At 43.2% G+C, this 18,066-nt stretch carries 16 protein-coding genes; 9 read left to right on the forward strand and 7 right to left on the reverse strand.

Annotated elements, in window-relative coordinates:
- Window positions 1-12: 12 nt before the first annotated feature.
- The gene (gene tatC / locus VEZ01S_RS11390; protein ID WP_021714195.1) at window positions 13-759 is read left to right on the forward strand and encodes a twin-arginine translocase subunit TatC; all 747 of its coding nucleotides are present in this window, start codon (window positions 13-15) and stop codon (window positions 757-759) included.
- 55 nt (window positions 760-814) lie between these two features.
- Here tatC and VEZ01S_RS11395 read toward each other — a convergent pair whose 3' ends face one another.
- Window positions 815-1,576, reverse strand: coding sequence for a TatD family hydrolase (locus tag VEZ01S_RS11395; RefSeq protein ID WP_021714196.1), 762 nt, complete (start codon window positions 1,574-1,576; stop codon window positions 815-817).
- A 132-nt stretch (window positions 1,577-1,708) separates the two neighbouring features.
- Here VEZ01S_RS11395 and hemB point away from each other — a divergent pair, with 132 nt between their 5' ends.
- From hemB to polA, 3 genes are all read left to right on the forward strand, one after another.
- Window positions 1,709-2,722: a porphobilinogen synthase gene (hemB, locus tag VEZ01S_RS11400; RefSeq protein WP_021714197.1), complete on the forward strand. Its 1,014-nt coding sequence runs from the start codon at window positions 1,709-1,711 to the stop codon at window positions 2,720-2,722.
- A 65-nt stretch (window positions 2,723-2,787) separates the two neighbouring features.
- Window positions 2,788-3,222 (forward strand): GNAT family N-acetyltransferase, encoded by a 435-nt coding sequence (locus VEZ01S_RS11405; protein ID WP_021714198.1) that lies wholly within the window; start codon window positions 2,788-2,790, stop codon window positions 3,220-3,222.
- A gap of 348 nt (window positions 3,223-3,570) precedes the next feature.
- Window positions 3,571-6,375 carry a DNA polymerase I gene (polA, locus tag VEZ01S_RS11410; RefSeq protein WP_021714199.1) on the forward strand — a complete coding sequence of 935 codons (2,805 nt, stop codon included), beginning with the start codon at window positions 3,571-3,573 and terminating at the stop codon, window positions 6,373-6,375.
- Between the two features lie 554 nt (window positions 6,376-6,929).
- Here polA and yihA read toward each other — a convergent pair.
- On the reverse strand, window positions 6,930-7,583 hold the full coding sequence (gene yihA, locus VEZ01S_RS11415; RefSeq protein WP_021714200.1) for a ribosome biogenesis GTP-binding protein YihA/YsxC: 654 nt from the start codon (window positions 7,581-7,583) through the stop codon (window positions 6,930-6,932).
- 212 nt (window positions 7,584-7,795) lie between these two features.
- Here yihA and VEZ01S_RS11420 point away from each other — a divergent pair, with 212 nt between their 5' ends.
- Window positions 7,796-8,413 (forward strand): c-type cytochrome, encoded by a 618-nt coding sequence (locus tag VEZ01S_RS11420; protein WP_021714201.1) that lies wholly within the window; start codon window positions 7,796-7,798, stop codon window positions 8,411-8,413.
- 246 nt (window positions 8,414-8,659) lie between these two features.
- Here VEZ01S_RS11420 and VEZ01S_RS16765 read toward each other — a convergent pair whose 3' ends face one another.
- Window positions 8,660-9,016, reverse strand: a complete 357-nt coding sequence (locus tag VEZ01S_RS16765; protein WP_040890816.1) for a hypothetical protein — start codon at window positions 9,014-9,016, stop codon at window positions 8,660-8,662.
- A 42-nt stretch (window positions 9,017-9,058) separates the two neighbouring features.
- On the opposite strand from VEZ01S_RS16765, the gene VEZ01S_RS11430 reads away from it, so the two are divergent.
- From VEZ01S_RS11430 to hemN, 4 genes are all read left to right on the forward strand, one after another.
- Window positions 9,059-9,739: a class I SAM-dependent methyltransferase gene (locus VEZ01S_RS11430; RefSeq protein WP_021714202.1), complete on the forward strand. Its 681-nt coding sequence runs from the start codon at window positions 9,059-9,061 to the stop codon at window positions 9,737-9,739.
- Entirely contained in the window at window positions 9,696-10,244 is a 549-nt protein-coding gene (gene yihI / locus VEZ01S_RS11435) for a Der GTPase-activating protein YihI (protein WP_021714203.1), read from the forward strand. Before VEZ01S_RS11430 ends, yihI begins: the two co-directional genes overlap by 44 nt.
- A 6-nt stretch (window positions 10,245-10,250) precedes the next feature.
- Complete coding sequence (locus VEZ01S_RS11440) at window positions 10,251-10,739, forward strand: DUF2489 domain-containing protein (RefSeq protein WP_021714204.1); 489 nt, start codon at window positions 10,251-10,253, stop codon at window positions 10,737-10,739.
- Window positions 10,740-10,869: 130 nt separating this feature from the next.
- On the forward strand, window positions 10,870-12,243 hold the full coding sequence (gene hemN, locus VEZ01S_RS11445) for an oxygen-independent coproporphyrinogen III oxidase (RefSeq protein WP_021714205.1): 1,374 nt from the start codon (window positions 10,870-10,872) through the stop codon (window positions 12,241-12,243).
- A gap of 94 nt (window positions 12,244-12,337) precedes the next feature.
- Here the strand turns inward: hemN and VEZ01S_RS11450 are convergent, their stop codons facing one another.
- From VEZ01S_RS11450 to glnL, 4 genes are all read right to left on the reverse strand, one after another.
- A complete protein-coding gene (locus VEZ01S_RS11450; protein ID WP_040890817.1) occupies window positions 12,338-14,128 on the reverse strand; it encodes a GtrA family protein in 1,791 nt (596 codons plus the stop codon).
- Window positions 14,097-15,074 carry a glycosyltransferase family 2 protein gene (locus VEZ01S_RS11455; protein ID WP_021714207.1) on the reverse strand — a complete coding sequence of 326 codons (978 nt, stop codon included), beginning with the start codon at window positions 15,072-15,074 and terminating at the stop codon, window positions 14,097-14,099. The genes VEZ01S_RS11450 and VEZ01S_RS11455 overlap by 32 nt, the downstream gene beginning before the upstream one ends.
- A gap of 293 nt (window positions 15,075-15,367) precedes the next feature.
- The gene (glnG, locus tag VEZ01S_RS11460; RefSeq protein WP_021714208.1) at window positions 15,368-16,777 is read right to left on the reverse strand and encodes a nitrogen regulation protein NR(I); all 1,410 of its coding nucleotides are present in this window, start codon (window positions 16,775-16,777) and stop codon (window positions 15,368-15,370) included.
- Between the two features lie 24 nt (window positions 16,778-16,801).
- Window positions 16,802-17,857, reverse strand: a complete 1,056-nt coding sequence (gene glnL, locus VEZ01S_RS11465; protein WP_021714209.1) for a nitrogen regulation protein NR(II) — start codon at window positions 17,855-17,857, stop codon at window positions 16,802-16,804.
- Window positions 17,858-18,066 lie beyond the last annotated feature (209 nt).

The following is an 18,066-nucleotide window of genomic DNA, read 5'->3' on the forward strand; positions in this document are numbered from 1 at the left end:
ATAGAGGTTTCTATGTCTTCGGTTGATTCCAACCAACCATTGATGAGCCATCTGATTGAACTACGCACTCGCTTACTGCGCGCAATTAGTGCAGTAATGGTAGTGTTTCTGTGCCTGATTTACTTTTCAGGTCATATCTATGAGTTCGTATCGGCTCCGTTAATTGATCGTCTACCCGAAGGGGCAACGATGATTGCAACGGATGTCGCGTCACCGTTTTTTACGCCGCTTAAACTGACGTTGATTACTTCGGTATTTGTTGCCGTTCCGTTTATCTTATATCAAGTTTGGGCATTTGTTGCGCCAGGACTCTACAAGCATGAGAAGCGCTTGGTGATGCCATTGTTGTTCTCTAGCTCACTGCTCTTTTACTGTGGTGTCGCATTTGCGTATTTTGTGGTGTTTCCGCTAGTGTTTGGCTTTTTTACGGCTATCTCGTTAGGTGGGGTAGAGTTTGCAACGGACATTTCTAGTTATCTTGATTTTGTCTTAGCGCTATTTTTAGCGTTTGGTATTGCATTTGAAGTGCCGGTTGCCATCATCTTGCTGTGTTGGACCGGAGCAACAGACGTGCAAACATTGAAAGCCAAGCGACCTTTTGTGGTTGTGGCCGCGTTTGTGATTGGCATGATGCTAACTCCGCCCGATATTATTTCTCAGACCTTGTTGGCTGTGCCAATGCTGCTGCTATTTGAGGTGGGCTTGTTCTTTGCGCGCTTCTATACTCGAAAAGATGAGGACGAAGAGCAAGCAGAATAGATACTGCTTTCTCTATCGCTTAATCAATGAAAAAAATCCCCGCTTGGGGATTTTTTTATAGGTTGAACAACTGCACTGCGTTTTGAGTGGTGAGTGCATCTACCTCTGTCAGGCTCAACTCTCTCAGGTCGGCAACTCGCTGCGCGACTAACTGAGTATAGGCGGGTTCATTACGCTTGCCTCGATGAGGCACTGGAGCAAGATAAGGACAGTCGGTTTCTAGTATCAGGTATTGTAAGTCCAAGTGCGGAACGACTTTATCCATACCGCCATTTTTAAAGGTCGATACACCACCAAGCCCTAAATGAAAGCCAAGATCATTGATGGCTTTTGCTTCTTCGACGCTGCCACCAAAGCAATGGAATACGCCACGCAAAGAACCATCTTGTTCCTTCTTCAGTAGGCTAAGTGTTTCCTCAATAGAATCTCTGGTATGGATAACGACCGGAAGGTTGCGTTGTTTGGCCCAGTTTAGTTGGGTGGAAAAGGCATATTCTTGTTCTTTACGAAAGGTTTTGTCCCAGTAGAGATCAATGCCAATTTCACCTACTGCGATGAAGTTGTGTTTATCAAACCAACTTTCTATCTCAGTTAAGGTTTGCTTGATGTCTTGGTTTACATAACATGGATGCAATCCCATCATCGAACGGCAAATATCAGGATAAGCCGCTTCGGTAGCTAGCATAGGTTGAATAGACTCTAGGTCGATATTGGGCAGTAATATTTGATTAATCCCAGCTTGCAGAGCGCGCTCTACAACTTGGTCTCGATCTTGGTCAAATTCACTGGCATAAATATGGGCGTGGGTGTCGATCATGGATAAACATCATTTGTTGGCTATTTGTGCTCCAGTATATGTGCATTCGTTCTATTTTTCATGTTCTGTGCGTTCCTAGTGGAATGGTTAATGTTATGATTTAGCACAGTTGTTTCATACAAGGATCGAACCATGTCCGCACTTATTCAAAGCCCATTTCCTGCGCGTAGAATGCGCCGCATGCGTAAACATGACTTTAGCCGTCGTCTGATGGCAGAAAACAAAATTACCGTTGATGATTTGATTTATCCAATGTTTATTTTAATGGGTAAAGATCGTCGTGAGTCTGTAGAGTCAATGCCGGGAATTGAGCGACTTTCTATCGATCTGATGCTTGAAGAAGCAGCCAAGTTGGCTGATTTAGGGGTTCCAGCTATCGCACTGTTCCCAGTTGTGAACCAAGACGCGAAAAGCATTTGTGCTATCGAAGCATACAATTCTGAAGGCTTAGTGCAACGTGCAGTACGCCTGCTTAAAGAGCATGTGCCACAAATGGGGGTTATCACCGATGTAGCACTCGACCCTTATACAACACATGGACAAGACGGCATTATCGATGATGACGGCTATGTACAAAATGATGAAACTACAGCGGTTCTCATCAAACAGGCACTTTCTCATGCTGAAGCAGGTGCTGATGTGATTGCTCCTTCAGATATGATGGATGGTCGTATTGGTAAAATTCGTGAAGCATTAGAAAAAGCCGGCTACATTCATACTCAGATCATGGCCTATTCTGCTAAGTATGCATCGAATTACTACGGTCCATTTAGAGATGCTGTTGGCTCTGCGAGTAATCTCAAAGGGGCGGATAAAAAGAATTATCAGATGGATCCAGCCAACAGCGATGAAGCGTTGCACGAAGTGGCACTGGATATTGCTGAGGGGGCGGATATGGTGATGGTAAAACCGGGTATGCCGTATCTTGATGTGGTTCGTCGTGTTAAGAGTGAGCTACAAGTGCCGACCTTTGCTTACCAAGTCTCGGGTGAATATGCGATGCATAAAGCGGCTATTCAAAATGGTTGGTTGAAAGAGAAAGAGACGGTTTTAGAATCTTTGTTGTGCTTTAAGCGCGCTGGCGCTGATGGCATCCTAACTTACTTTGCTAAAGATGTGGCTCAGTGGTTATCTGAAGAGAAGTAACCGTACCGATTGGTTGTGAAGTTAAGGCCCTTTTTAGGGCCTTTTGTATTAGTGGAGAAGAGAAAATGTCTGTTGTTGTTCGCGAAGGCTCTTTGCAAGAAGCATTGCAGGTGATGCGTTCTATTCCTGAGTTTACTCAATCAGAAAACCTAGAGTCTCTTCGCTCGCGTTTAGCTAACCGTAGGTCATTAATTCTTATTGCGGAAGAGTGTGGGAGATTACAGGGCTTTAAAATAGGCTATGCACAAGATAGTGATACTTTTTACAGTTGGTTGGGCGGAGTCAACGACAGCGCACGTGGAAAAGGCATAGCACAACTGCTTTTAGATGAACAAGAGCGTCAGGTTCGAGTTGCAGGGTTTGATTGGTTAACCGTGAAGTCACGTAATCAGTTTGCTGCGATGCTGAGGTTGCTACTGCGTAACGGTTATTGGATTGAAAAATGTGAGCCAAAGAGTAACCCTTTGCAAAATAGACTGTATTTTAAAAAATCCCTATAGGTTAAAAAGTCAGCGAGTGAGTCTGGGAGACTTGTTGCGCAACCATACTGTTCAATATTTCCTTCAGAAAATCTTTGTCCACACACGCCGATCAGGGTAGGATCTTTTAATTGATCAATAGATCTGATTTAAGTTATTGATTTTAAGTTATTTTTTGTGTTTGAAATAGACTTTATCTACAGGCTTTTTAAATGCCAAGATAATTTGCACACATACTTATCCACAGGTCGGTGTGTTGAGATTCGCAATATTTGTCAGTGTCATTGAAGGGTCTCTAGATAAGCAGAGTGACTCATGGCATCCTATAGCTAAGTTATCCCTCCTTCTACCTAAGCTGGACACCAAACCATGGCAACTATCCCCGAAAATTCGCTGATATTAATTGACGGCTCTTCATACTTATACCGAGCATTTCATGCTTACCCTGGCACCATGAGTAATGGTGAGCATCCGACCAACGCCGTTTATGGTGTGATGAATATGCTCAGAAGCATGATGCGTCAATTCTCTAGCGAGCGTATTGCGGTGATCTTTGATGCCAAAGGTAAGACGTTTAGAGATGACATGTATCCAGAGTACAAAGCAAATCGTCCACCAATGCCAGACGATTTACGATCTCAAATTGAGCCTCTACACAATATGATCAAAGCCATGGGCTTACCTCTTATCTCGATTTCAGGGGTTGAAGCTGATGATGTGATTGGTACTTTATCAGCCGCCGCATCGAAAAAAGGTATGCCTGTACTGATCAGTACTGGTGATAAAGACATGGCGCAGTTGGTGGATGAGAACGTCACGTTGATCAATACCATGACCAATGTGGTATCAGATAGAGAAGGGGTGATAGATAAATTTGGGATCCCACCTGAGCTGATTATCGATTACCTAGCTTTGATGGGCGATAAAGTCGATAACATTCCTGGCGTTCCTGGAGTGGGTGATAAAACCGCGACCGCTCTCTTACAAGGTATTGGCGGTCTTGATGATATTTACGCTAACCTTGATAGCATTGCCGCATTGGGCTTTCGCGGTTCAAAAACCATGGCGAAGAAGCTGCTTGAGCATAAAGAGTCGGCTTACCTTTCTTATCGCTTAGCGACAATTAAACTCGATGTAGAGCTAGACGTCACTTTAGACGACTTGGTTAAAGCGACGCCAGATAAAGATTTGTTGATTTCTTTATACGGAAAAATGGCATTCAAATCTTGGTTAAATGAATTATTAGAAGGTGGTACGGGCGTTGTTGAGGCCGATGAAAAATCAGGCCGAGCAGTCAGTGGCACTGGAGCGAAAAAAGAGATTACCGCCACGATTGCTGATAAAGCCATCACTATAGATCGCAGTAAATATCAAACCATACTGGATGAAGAGAGTTTTAATGCATGGCTAGAGAAATTAACACAAGCCGATGTGTTTGCTTTTGATACGGAAACAGACAGCCTAGATTACATGGTTGCCAACCTTGTCGGCTTATCTTTTGCCACTGAAGAAGGCGAAGCCGCTTATGTTCCTGTTGCCCATGACTATTTAGATGCGCCTGCGCAACTAGAGCGCAGTTGGGTGTTAGAGCAACTTAAGCCTTTACTTGAAGATCCTAAACAGGCGAAAGTAGGACAGAACCTCAAGTACGATGCTTCGGTGCTGGCTCGATACGACATTGAAATGCAAGGCATTGCTTTTGACACTATGTTGGCCTCTTACGTTTATAACAGCGTCGGTGGCAAGCATGATATGGATAGCTTGGCGCTGCGATTTCTACAGCATCCGTGCATCTCCTTTGAGCAAATAGCCGGTAAGGGGAAAAAGCAGCTAACCTTCAATCAAATTGATTTAACGGAAGCATCGCCTTATGCGGCAGAAGATGCCGATGTTACGCTACGACTGCACAATCACTTGAATGCGTTTTTAGAAGAAAATGAAAAACTGAATTCAGTTTATCAAGAGATTGAAATTCCTCTTATACCGGTACTTTCACGCATTGAGCGTCGCGGGGTATTGGTGGATGACATGTTATTAGGCACTCAATCCCAAGAAATTGCCCAACGCCTTGATGAGTTACAAGCAAAAGCATTTGAAATTGCGGGCAAAGAGTTCAACTTAAGCTCTCCAAAACAGTTGCAAGGAATTCTATTTGAAGAGATGGAATTACCTGTTATCAAGAAAACACCTTCTGGTGCGCCGTCAACCAATGAAGAAGTATTGCAAGAGCTTGCCTTGGATTACCCACTACCGAAGCTGATTCTTGAGCATCGTGGTTTGGCAAAATTGAAGTCGACTTACACCGATAAGTTGCCGAAGATGATCAACCCAAGCACTGGACGTGTTCATACCTCTTATCATCAAGGTGTGACCGCGACGGGACGTTTGTCGTCGACCGATCCAAACTTACAGAACATTCCTATTCGTAATGAAGAAGGACGCCGTATTCGTCAGGCATTTGTCGCACCGCACGGCTGGAAAATTTTGGCGGTCGATTACTCTCAAATAGAGCTACGCATCATGGCGCACCTTTCTGGAGACAAAGCCCTGTTGGAGGCCTTTAGAACTGGCAAAGATATTCACGCTGCGACGGCAGCAGAAATCTTAGGTGTAGATATTGACCAAGTCTCTAGTGAACAACGTCGACGTGCGAAAGCTGTCAACTTTGGTCTTATCTATGGTATGAGCGCCTTTGGTTTAGCTAAGCAGCTTGGCATCCCTCGTGGTGAAGCTCAGCACTATATGGACACTTACTTTGAGCGATACCCTGGTGTAATGCAGTACATGGAAGAAACACGCAGCCAAGCTACAGAGCAGGGCTATGTTGAAACGCTGTTTGGACGTCACTTATACCTTCCTGAAATTAACTCTAGAAATGGTATGCGCCGTAAAGCCGCTGAGCGTGCAGCGATTAACGCACCGATGCAAGGTACGGCCGCTGACATTATCAAGAAAGCCATGCTGTTAGTTGATGAGTGGATTGAAAAACAACAAGGTGAACCTAAAGTTCGTATGTTAATGCAAGTACACGATGAATTGGTTTTTGAAGTTCGTGAAGATGCATTACAAGAAATTGAAAGTAACATACAGAATTTGATGGAATCTGCGGCCACATTGGATGTGCCTTTGGTTGCGGATGCGGGCCATGGTGACAACTGGGATGAGGCGCACTAGACATTATTTGCCTCTAACTTGACGATTAGTGAGAGGCATGTCACTGAATGTTGCGAGTTATTGATTGTAATTTGAACAACACTTTGTGGCGTATATGCACTCATGGAGCGTACTTTTTTTGAAAAAAAACAACAGAAAGTGTTTGCATTTGTTCTCAGATCGGGTAAATTTATCGGTGTAGGGTACAGAGGTAAGATGTTCCATCTTTCAGACCTTTTGTTTCACGTTATTAGAATTTATATAAATTCATACGCCTCAGTCGGTATTTGACTGAGGCGTTTTTTATTGCCTGAAAGAAATGAGACCTTTTGATTTATAAGGTTTTTTCTTGAACTTACAAAGTGATTCCGCTGGATAGAGACTTATATTGTCAGGGCTAGTCCCGATAAGTATTTAGTTATGCTGGTTTTTTATGTGTAGCGATATAAGGGAATTGAGCGGTGGGCGAGGAAGCGCCTAGCGCACGATAACAGCAGTTTGTAATTTAAAAACAAAAACGCGACCCAATTGGATCGCGTTGTGTTTAAAGCCGGTTTCTTAAGTGAGTGATTTCATTACTCTTGCTCTGGTGCACTCTCTGCATCGTCTTGCTCAAGCTCAGCAAAAGCAGGTGCAAACCAAGTGTCTAGGCGAGCTCGTAACTGATCAACGCCAAGTCCTTTAAGAGAAGAAAACACGTCCACATTCACATCACCACCAAAGCCGATAGCATCGTTGCGTATTTTGAGCAATGTTGCTTTGCGTGCGCCACTTTTTAACTTGTCCGCTTTTGTTAACAGTACTTGTACTGGAATGCCAGAATCGACCGCCCAAAAGATCATTTGTTGATCAAGGTCTTTCATTGGATGACGAATATCCATTAGTACGACGAGACCCTTTAGGCACTGACGTTTTTGTAAGTATTCACCAAGGCTTTTTTGCCATTTCTTTTTAAGTTCTAGTGGAACTTGTGCAAAGCCGTATCCCGGTAAATCAACAATGTGGCAGTTTTCATCTACTTTAAATAAGTTGATGAGTTGGGTACGGCCTGGGGTTTTACTGGTTTTGGCTAGTGCACGTTGATTCGTTAGGCGATTGAGCGCACTGGATTTTCCCGCATTTGAACGACCCGCAAATGCGATTTCGATACCTTCATCTTCTGGAAGGTGACGAATATCAGGGGCACTAGTTATAAAATGCGTGTTTTGGTAATGAATTTTTGCGCTCACTGTTAACTCCATCGCGACTTTGTGTAGTCGACTGATTACTTTTTTGTGAATTTGTGTAAAATAACCGTGTTCGGCATTAGTTCGCCTATTCTAGCACGACAAAAGGCGACACCTATGGCTTGTTCATCTTTTCGGGTACTTTTATTCAATCTAGAACATAAAAACTGAGCATGCCTTAGCCTCGGAAGCTCAAATTATTATAATGGAATGTCATGAAGAAATTAGCGCTAATAGTAACTCTTTTCGCTAGCTGCTCAGTATGGGCTGCAGGTAACATTGAAGCAGGTAAGCAAAAATCAATCACATGTACAGCTTGTCACGGTGCTGATGGCAACAGTCCTGTTGCTCTTTATCCTAAGCTTGCTGGTCAACATGAAGGTTATCTTGTCAAACAGCTTAAAGATTTTAAGTTGGGTGCAACGAGCGGGGGCAAGCAAGGTCGCTATGATCCTGCGATGAGCGCTATGGCAATCCCTCTATCTGAACAAGATATGGCGGATATCTCGGCTTATTATGCTTCGATACCGACATCCGAGAACAGCACACCTGAAGATGTGGTTGAACAAGGTCAAGAGTTATATCTTGCTGGTAATGCTGAGCGTGGCATTACAGCTTGTGTCGCGTGCCATGGTCCAAGAGGGAATGGTACGAGTTTATCGGGCTTCCCTAAGATCTCTGGACAGCACGCTGATTATATTAAGTCTCAGCTACAGAAATTCGCTTCACTGGATCGCACTAACGATCTCAATGAGATGATGCACGATGTTTCGAAAAAGCTAACGGAAGAAGAGATTGATGTATTGTCTAAATACGTTGGTGGCCTTCACTAGCACTGATGAATAGCCATTGCTGATCGATAAAATAAAGGCTCGTAGTGGGCCTTTATTGCATTTTAAGGCTTTGAAAAATAAGAACAATGAACCTTAATTGTTGAAACTGTGATCAGTTCGTGTAGTTTAACAATTGCACATTTTTTTATCAGTAGTAGAGTAGTCAAGGTCGAAGGAAGCGATGGTTGAAGATTTCAATCTCACTCAGGAAGAGTAGAAGGAAAGAACCGCCTTTGGCGAATTGGGTTAACAATGGATGGTTTTTTTTCTCATGTGAGAACCCGGATAGGAATGGCTTAGGATTAGCCCTGCAAATGGATATTTGCGACGGATTTTAAAAATCATCAGGACGATGAATAACAAAATGTTGGCACGGAAAGCATTAATAACAAATGGAATTTTGCGAGCGATAGGGAGACCTATCGCTTTTTTATTGTCTAAATAAAGCCATTTGTTTTGAGCGTTCAACTCATTGGTCAATGATTTGCTTGCTAGAAGGGCTTTTTGAGAGTGACTTCGCTTTGTTTTGATGTTTGAGTCTATTTCCTCTGTAAATAGAAAAAATTCGCTAAATTGCAGGTTTTTTCTACACTCTTTCTTCATATTTTGGTAAGTTGCGCCTCTTACGCTAAATAGGCATCTTGAATGTTAGATTGTCCACTTTGTCATCATGATGATATCCAGTTTTATTGGGAAGATAAGCGCAGGCAATATCTGCAATGCCAGCGCTGTGAGCTCGTCTTTGTTGATCCGAATCAGAGATTAGATGCAAGCCAAGAAAAGGCGCACTATGACCTGCACGAAAATGACCCTTCTGATGCCGGTTATCGCAGATTCTTATCTAGAGTTCAGCAACCACTTGTTGAGCGAATTGGCCCTCATAAGCAAGGGCTAGATTTTGGTTGTGGCCCGGGCCCAACATTATCTTTGATGATGGAAGAGGCGGGTCATCAGGTAGATTTATATGATCTCTACTATTATCCAGATATGAGTGTACTGAATAAACAGTACGATTTTGTCACTGCAACCGAAGTCATTGAACACCTGTATAAGCCCGACGAGGTTTGGGCGCAGTGGATAACAATGTTGAAGCCCGGCGCTTGGCTGGGCTTGATGACCAAAATGGTGCGCGGAGTAGAAGCCTTCGCCACTTGGCACTACAAGAATGATCACACACACGTGGTGTTTTTTAGCCGAAGTACCTTTGAGTTTTTAGCTGTCCGAGACAAGCTAGAGCTAGAATTTATTGAAAACGATGTAATTTTATTGAGGAAGTCGAGTAATGAGTCGACAAAAGAAATCGAGAAAGCCAGGTTCAGTCGCTGAAGTAGAACCAGCGGTTACTCGTAACCGTTCAGCATCTGATGTTGAAGGACGTTTACGCAAAAAGCTGAAAAAACGTAAAGGCCAAAAAGCCGGTAACCGACATTCAGTAGAGAATGAATCAAAAAATAGTCAAGGGCGCGCTAAACGTGATCCTCGTCTGGGCTCTAAGAAAAAGATCCCATTGATTGTTGAACCTACTGTTAAGCCAACCAAGCAACAGCGCAAGTACACGGCTGAGCAAGAGTTGGATGCACTAGAAAATGATGCACAACTGAATGTGTTGCTTGAGCGCATTGAGAGCGGTGAATCGTTAGGTGGTGGTTTACAAGCCTACGTTGATCAGAAGCTAGATCGCATTGAAGTACTAATGAACCAGTTAGGTCTATTAGAGCCTGAAGATGAGATTGAAGCGCCAATTGAGCAACCAAAGAGCAAGAAACCACGTACAGAAGATGAGTTACTGGCTTCATTTGAAGACCTAGATTTAGGCGATTTCAAGGACTAAACATCAATGGATATGGTCGTGCTGGCTTCGATTGGAGCTATCATCATCCTTGGATTAGCAGCGTATGCGGCTTATTTACTGAAAAAACTAAATAAGCAGAAGCAGCTGATTCAGCAGCATCAAGCATTGGCGATCGCTAAGCGGAATGCCAAGATCTTTGAGAGTGTTGATACCTTATGCTTAGCGGGTATACAGGGGCAATGCGATCTCTCTGAGCTGAGCATACGTTTGTGTAATATTCTGGATTATGTGCAAGGTGAGCAGCGCATTGATGTTGCTGAGTGCTATCCTGCGTTGAGCGAACTGTTCAAGGTGGTCAAGGATATGGCGCGAGGTGATGAGCGCCAGCAACTGGCTAAGCAGGAACGCATGAAGCAAAATTTAGCTCGTCACAAAACCGAAACTCGTTTAAATGATGCGATCATTGCAGAGTTAAAAGATTTGCAAGGTAGAGTGGCGCCACTCAATCAGCAGATTTCGATTCAAATGAAATAGCATCTGTCTCTAGGCGTGATCTAGCTATCAAACATAAATCCTGCTCTATGATATTTTTGGTAGCCAGTATCGCCCTCCTGTAACAGTGGCAAAATAACCCGCCTTTCTTAGTTGTACTTAGGATATTCGTATGTCTAGCCGACAAATCATCTGGGATCAGAGTGTATTGGATAAATACAATTACTCTGGACCTCGCTACACCTCTTACCCAACGGCCGTGGAGTTTCACGAAGCATTTACTGTTGCGGAGCTAGACATTGCTTATATGCAATATCCAGAACGTCCTTTGTCTTTGTATATTCATATCCCATTTTGTCATAAGCTTTGCTACTACTGTGGTTGTAATAAGGTGATTACTCGTCATCAGCACAAAGCGGATGAGTACTTAGATGTGTTGGAGTTTGAAATTCGTCAACGTGCTGCTTTACTTGCTCAGCGCAACGTCAATCAACTGCATTTTGGCGGAGGCACACCGACGTTTCTGACTAAGGCTCAAATTACTCGCCTAATGACGGTTATTTACGAGGAGTTTAACTTTAACCCTGATGCTGAAATTAGTATTGAGGTTGACCCACGTGAGATCGAGTTGGATATGCTGGATCATTTGCGTGAAAATGGTTTTAACCGTTTAAGTATTGGCGTTCAAGATTTCAATAAAGACGTACAAAAAGTCGTGAATCGCGAGCAAGACGAAGACTTTATTTTTGCTATGGTGGCGCGCGCAAAACAATTGGGTTTCCGTTCTACCAACCTAGACCTGATTTATGGTTTACCTCTACAAACCGCAGATTCTTTCGCTGAAACAATGCGCCAAGTGCTCACAATGCGTCCAGGCCGTTTATCAGTGTTTAATTACGCTCATATGCCACAGTTGTTTGCAGCGCAGCGTAAAATTAAGGACCAAGACCTTCCGATTGCTTCTGAACGTATGTCTATCTTACAGCAAACCATTGAGACACTTACGACCGAAGGTTATCAATTTATCGGTATGGACCACTTTGCGCTTCCAGAAGATGAGTTGGCAGTGGCACAACGCAATGGTGAGCTGCATCGAAACTTCCAAGGTTACACGACACAAGGTGATTGTGACTTAATTGGTTTTGGGGTCTCTGCTATTTCTATGGTTGGAGATACTTATGCGCAAAACCAAAAAGAGTTGAAGTTGTATTATTCTCAGATGGAAGAGAAGCGCTATGCCTTGTGGAAAGGTGTGTCTTTGGATAGCGATGACCTTGTTCGCCGGGAAGTGATCAAGCAGCTGATTTGTAATTTCACTTTGAATAAGAGTGAGATTGAACAGCAGTTTGGACTTACTTTCGATACTTACTTTGACGAAGATTTAGGTTTGTTACAAACCTTTGTCACAGATGGTTTAGTTGAAGTGTCGGACTCTGAGATCCACGTTAACCTACGTGGTCGTTTATTAATTCGTAATATTTGCATGTGCTTTGATAAGTACTTCAGAGCAAAAGCGCGTCAGCAACAATTCTCACGCGTAATTTAATTGGTAACATTGAGATAAACATTCTGGGTAAGGAAGACCTTACCCAGATTAAGTTAACGGATCATCGATATTGGTTCGCTGACATATCTATCGTTTAATCCATCGAAACTAACAGCTTATTCCCTTCTTTTTTCACGCTCGCTTCACCTTGAATCTTCTCTCTAGGCTCGTTCACCACTTCAATCTTAGCGTTGCGCCATCCAAACTGATAAAGGTATGGCTTGATGTAGTGATAACGTAAATTTGAAGGGTTTTTAAATGAGTTCGAATTCGTTTTATCCAGCATATACTGCGTCATTTTTTCTTCATCCACACTCACAATCACCTTATCAAACGCTTGTGGCTGATGTAGGTAGTGATTAGGGTCGTGTCTTTCAAAAATGCTCGTAATGATCTGTCGATTAAACGCATAGTGATCATTATAACTGTGCATTAAGTAGGAGAACGGGATAAATAAGCTCACTAGCACACACAATCGCCATCCTTTATTGGGAATGAGTAGCAGAAGCATGGCCATTCCAATAGGGAAGGTGACTCCAGAACGCAGTGGCACATCAACACCCAGAGGTATGACACTGGCATACAATGAAATAACGACAATCGATACAATAGCGGTGTATTTAAAGTGTTTTTTCAGTGCCCATAAATAGGTCAGTGCGATCGGAATATAAAACAGCGGACTCAATCTGGCTAAGTACTGCATTTCATAATTTAAGTTACCGGCACTCTTGGCAATATTTGATAGCAAAGCAGTTAAGCTGTTAGACGGGGTTTCGTGTCGCCAGCTAACAAAGTGAATTAAGGTGGCATGATCGGTGAAAAGAGCGGTATAGGCCAATACCAAACCGTTGGCAACGGCATAGCCTAGGACATAGCCTAAAATCCAGAAGCACAAGAATTTGATGATGTTTGGATAACTTGACTCTGCCAGTTTAGATACAAACAACAGTGGCATTAAAAAGTAAAAGGCGGGGTAGGTCGCAAATAATAAGGCCCCTGCAATAAGTAGCATTAAATGCGGGTTGAATTTGTCTTTATAGCAAGCAAACAGTGCCAGCATAAAACAGCCTGGTACTAGTGTCATTGGCCATTTGAGTAACATGGTAAAAGACGGAATATTCAGGACTAATAAAGCAATAGCGATTGCCAGCCAACGATCTTTCTTAACACCTAGCGCAACCTTATAGGCAAAAATAAAGATGAATAAGTTCGCCAATGAAGCCGCGACAAAAGCTGGAAGCTCTTTTAATACGCCATATAACGCGAAATTAATCCAGCGCCCTTCGGTGACGAATTTTTCACTGTATCCATCCATATAAGGCAGTGCATCGTGCGCTATGTTTGCAGACATGGATAAATGCAAATTGAAGATACTGACGGCAGCGAATATGGCAACGATCAGCCACTGCACAAGGCGCACTGTGTCGAAGCGACCTTGATGATCATATAAGCCCTGAATCAAATTTTGCATTGATACTCCTTCGGTAAACACTTTTTTATAGCCGAGATAGTTGATTGCCATCGATACACACACCGCCAGAGCTTGCCCTATGTAAACATGCAGTCCGACATAATGTACTAACAAAAATAAAGTGCCGGTTGAGCAAGATAAGGAGGTTAAGTTCACTACGCAAAATGGAATGAACTGCCCTGTTTTTTTTTCGCTATTGAATACAAAGGTCCGATTCAGCGTGTAACTGACCAGCATGCCAATAAAGTACGACAAAACAGAAGAAACTAAATAACGCCCAGACAGTTCATAAAAAGCCATAAAGGCCAGATATGCCGTGAGGGTGTTGATTCCCCCCACGATTGCAAAACGAAATTTTTGTCGTAAATCTGAATACAGCAGATTACTCAACAGTTGAGTTGTTTTGGTCAACATTATTGTCTCGGTTATTATGGTCGCGGTTTTTCTTGATGATATAAAGTGGGCGATCTTTAGATTCATTATAAATACGAGCGATGTATTCACCCAAAATACCAATAGAAATTAGCTGAACCCCTCCGATGAACAGAATAGCCACCAATAAAGAAGCCCAACCAGACTCCCAATGGTCGGTCATTAAGCGAATATAGACCGAATAAAGTAGCATTAACATGGCTACACCAGAGCAGGCAAACCCCATCATAATGGACAGTTTTAAGGGTTTTACGGAAAACGATAAAATGCCATCGATGCCAAACTTCAACATTTTGGTGAGCGGATATTTAGATTCACCCGCAAAACGAGCACTGCGCTCATAGTTTATTGAGGTTTGATTGAAACCAATCCAGCTCACCATACCTCGGATAAAGCGAGATTTTTCTGGCATCGCGATTAAATGGTCAACGACTTGACGATCCATCAAGCGAAAATCGCCAGTATCAAGGGGGATTTTGACTTCAGATAAATAGTTCAATAAGCGGTAGAACCACTTTGCGGTCATGAGTTTAAATTTAGATTCACCATCGCGGCTTGAACGGGTGCCATACACAACGTCAAAGCCTTCTTCCCATTTTGCGATCATATCTTCTATGAGTTTTGGGGGATCTTGCAGGTCTGCATCGATTAATACGACCGCATCTCCAGTGCTGACATCTAAGCCCGCGCTAACGGCTTGCTGGTGGCCAAAGTTTCGGGAAAAAGAAATGACACGGATATTGTCATGAGCTTTACCATGTACCAGTAGTTTTGCTTCGGTATCATCGGCGCTGCCATCGTTGACAAAGATTAGCTCAAATTGATAATTGGCAATATTGTTGGTTACGGAAAGCAACTCTTCCACGGTAACATCAATGACTTCACTCTCGTTATAACAAGGTATAACTATCGAAACCGTTTTCTTCATAATGTGCCCAAACTTTAATTGGTTCGTTTATGCAGCCACTTACTAACATAGCCGTCGCTATATCAAGCGCATCTGCTCTCATAATCGTTAATTATTCTATAAAATGTTATTCGAGAATGGATTAACAAAATCTTACATCTAAGCATTAGCTATTAAATGAGTAGTTGAATGTAAAGTAAAATGCAATTAATGGGGTCTTTGTTTTCGTTTGTGTTGCGGGTGTGTTTCTGTGTGCGGTGACTTGGAGCCGTTTGATAAGAACAGTGGTCACGCAGAACGTGACCACTATAAGATTAAGACATACTGAGTTCTTTAAGCTTACGAGTTAGCGTATTTCTTCCCCAGCCAAGAACTTTAGCCGCATCTTGTTTATGTCCATTGGTATGGTTGAGGGCTACCTTTAATAGAATGCGTTCAAACTCTGGCAGTGCGTGAGAGAGAATTTCAGTTTCACCCGAAGCAAGTGCAGAACGTGCCCACATCTCTAAAAGTTCTTGCCAGTCAGCGCCTTCATTGCTTGAGGCTAGGCTGCGCTCTTCTACCAATTCTTGTGGTAAGTCAGAAGGCAGAATTTCACTACCGCTGGCCATGACGGTGAGCCAACGGCTGGTATTTTCTAACTGTCTTACATTCCCCGGCCAGCTGAGTCGAGTTAAAATTTCAACGGCTTCTTTTGATAGTGTTTTCACTTCAACCGCTAATTCTTCTGCGGCTAAGTTTAAAAAGTGTTGAGCCAGTTTAGCAATGTCTTGTTTACGCTCTCTTAGCGCGGGAATATGCACTCGAATGACATTGAGTCTATGGAAAAGGTCTTCGCGAAAATCTCCGTCTTTCACTAATGATTCTAAGTTTTGGTGGGTAGCGGCAATGATGCGTACATCGACTTTAATCGCAGAGTGTCCACCAACACGATAAAATTGACCGTCCGCCAGCACCCGCAGTAGACGAGTTTGAATCTCCAGCGGCATATCACCAATTTCATCAAGAAATAGAGTGCCACCATTGGCTTGCTCAAAGCGCCCTTGGCGTACGCTGTTGGCTCCCGTAAAAGCCCCTTTCTCATGCCCAAAAAGTTCAGATTCGATGAGATCTTTAGGGATGGCCGCCATATTGAGTGCAATAAATGGGTTTTTGCTGCGAGGGCTGTGTTTGTGTAAAGCATGTGCCACGAGCTCTTTACCGGTTCCCGATTCACCATTGATCAACACCGAAATTGAAGAGCGAGACAGGCGGCCAATTGCACGAAACACTTCCTGCATAGCGGGTGCTTCACCAATAATCTCAGGTGTATCCGCATGATGAGTATTGGCGGAATGACTGCTTTGCTTTTGATCATGGCTGTGGGTAATGGCACGTACGGCCAATGCGAGTGCTTCGTCAATATCAAACGGTTTAGGTAGATACTCAAACGCACCTTCTTGATAAGCGTTGACTGCAGCATCAAGATCGGAGTGGGCCGTCATAATGATGACAGGCAGCATAGGATCGGTTTTTTGAATTTCTTTTAGTAGATCTAGGCCGTCCATTCCGGGCATACGAATGTCCGAAATAATGACATCAGGCACTTCACGCTCTAATGCTAATAGTACGCTCTCTGCATCAGCAAAGGTTTCACACTTAATGTTAGCGTTGGATAATGTTTTTTCTAGAACCCAGCGTATAGAACTGTCGTCATCCACGACCCATACATAGCCTTTACTCATAATTCTGCCTCCTAACGCTGTTTTCTAATAGTCTAAAATGGGTAGATAAACGGTGAATGTTGTTTTTCCCGGCCAACTGTCCACATCAATTTTTCCTTGATGTTGGTCGATGAGGTTTTGAGAAATAGACAGTCCAAGCCCTGTGCCTCCCTCTCGTCCACTGACCATGGGATAGAACAAGGTATCAATGAGCTCGGGAGGTATTCCCGGGCCGTTATCGGTGACTTCAATTCTGGCCGCCAGTTTGATGCGTTTACCATGAATATTGACCTGGTGTTCAGTGCGAGTGGTCAAAGTAATTAAGGCATCTTCGTGGCCTTGTAGTATTTGCGCTGCATTACTCACTATATTTAATAGCGCTTGCTCTATTTGCTCACTGTCTATTGCGATATCCGGTAGGCTAGGGTCGTAGTCTCGCTCAATACGAACGTTTTCCCCTAACTCTAGGTTGACCAATTGGCGCACTTTTTCTAACACTGCGTGCACGTTTTCTGGTTCTTTTGTACCGAGCCTTTGTGGCCCAAGCAGTCGGTCAACTAAATTTCTGAGCCTGTCGGCTTGCTCTATGATGATTTGGGTATATTCACGCAATGATTCTGAAGGCAGCATTTTTTCGAGCAGTTGTGCAGCGCCACGTAGCCCACCCAGTGGATTTTTGATCTCATGTGCGAGGCTGCGTACCAGTAATTTAGCCGCTTGTTGCTGAGCATGTTGGTTAAGCTCTTGATTGAGCCTTCGTTGTTGTTCTACTTGGCGAAGCTCCACTAACAGCATGACTTTTTTATCCCAAGAAATCGGGCTGATGGTGAGCTCTAAAAGCAGTGGCTTGCCATCAATAACAAAGGTTACGCCACTGTCGGTGATGCCTTGTCCCGAAATGAGCGGTTGCTCAAAAACCGAGAAATCGATAGAAGAGTGTTCAACCATTTCGGGTAGGTGTTGATGAATACAACGATTTTTGCTTTGTCCAAATAGCTGTTCGGCCGATGGATTCAAATAGCAAACGGTTAATGATTCATCGAGCAACAAGGTGGCTGTAACAAGCTGCTCTAAGACAGTTTCAGCTAATGGTTTACTCACAGAAAGTCCTTTTTAGTGCGTAGGGTCAATTCAAATAAATTATTGCACAAATTTGGTGCAATGAGAGCTTATGAATGTAGTTATGGGCTCTTTATTTATATGATGCAAAAACCTTGCCGTTTTTTGGTATTTTAGTGACTGAAATGGATTAAAAATGAAGCAAGAAAAAGGGCCTACCAAACTGGCAGGCCCTTGATAAATACTGACTC

Origin of the sequence: Vibrio ezurae NBRC 102218 (assembly GCF_000467185.1) — a bacterium.
Taxonomy (GTDB): Bacteria; Pseudomonadota; Gammaproteobacteria; order Enterobacterales; family Vibrionaceae; genus Vibrio; species Vibrio ezurae.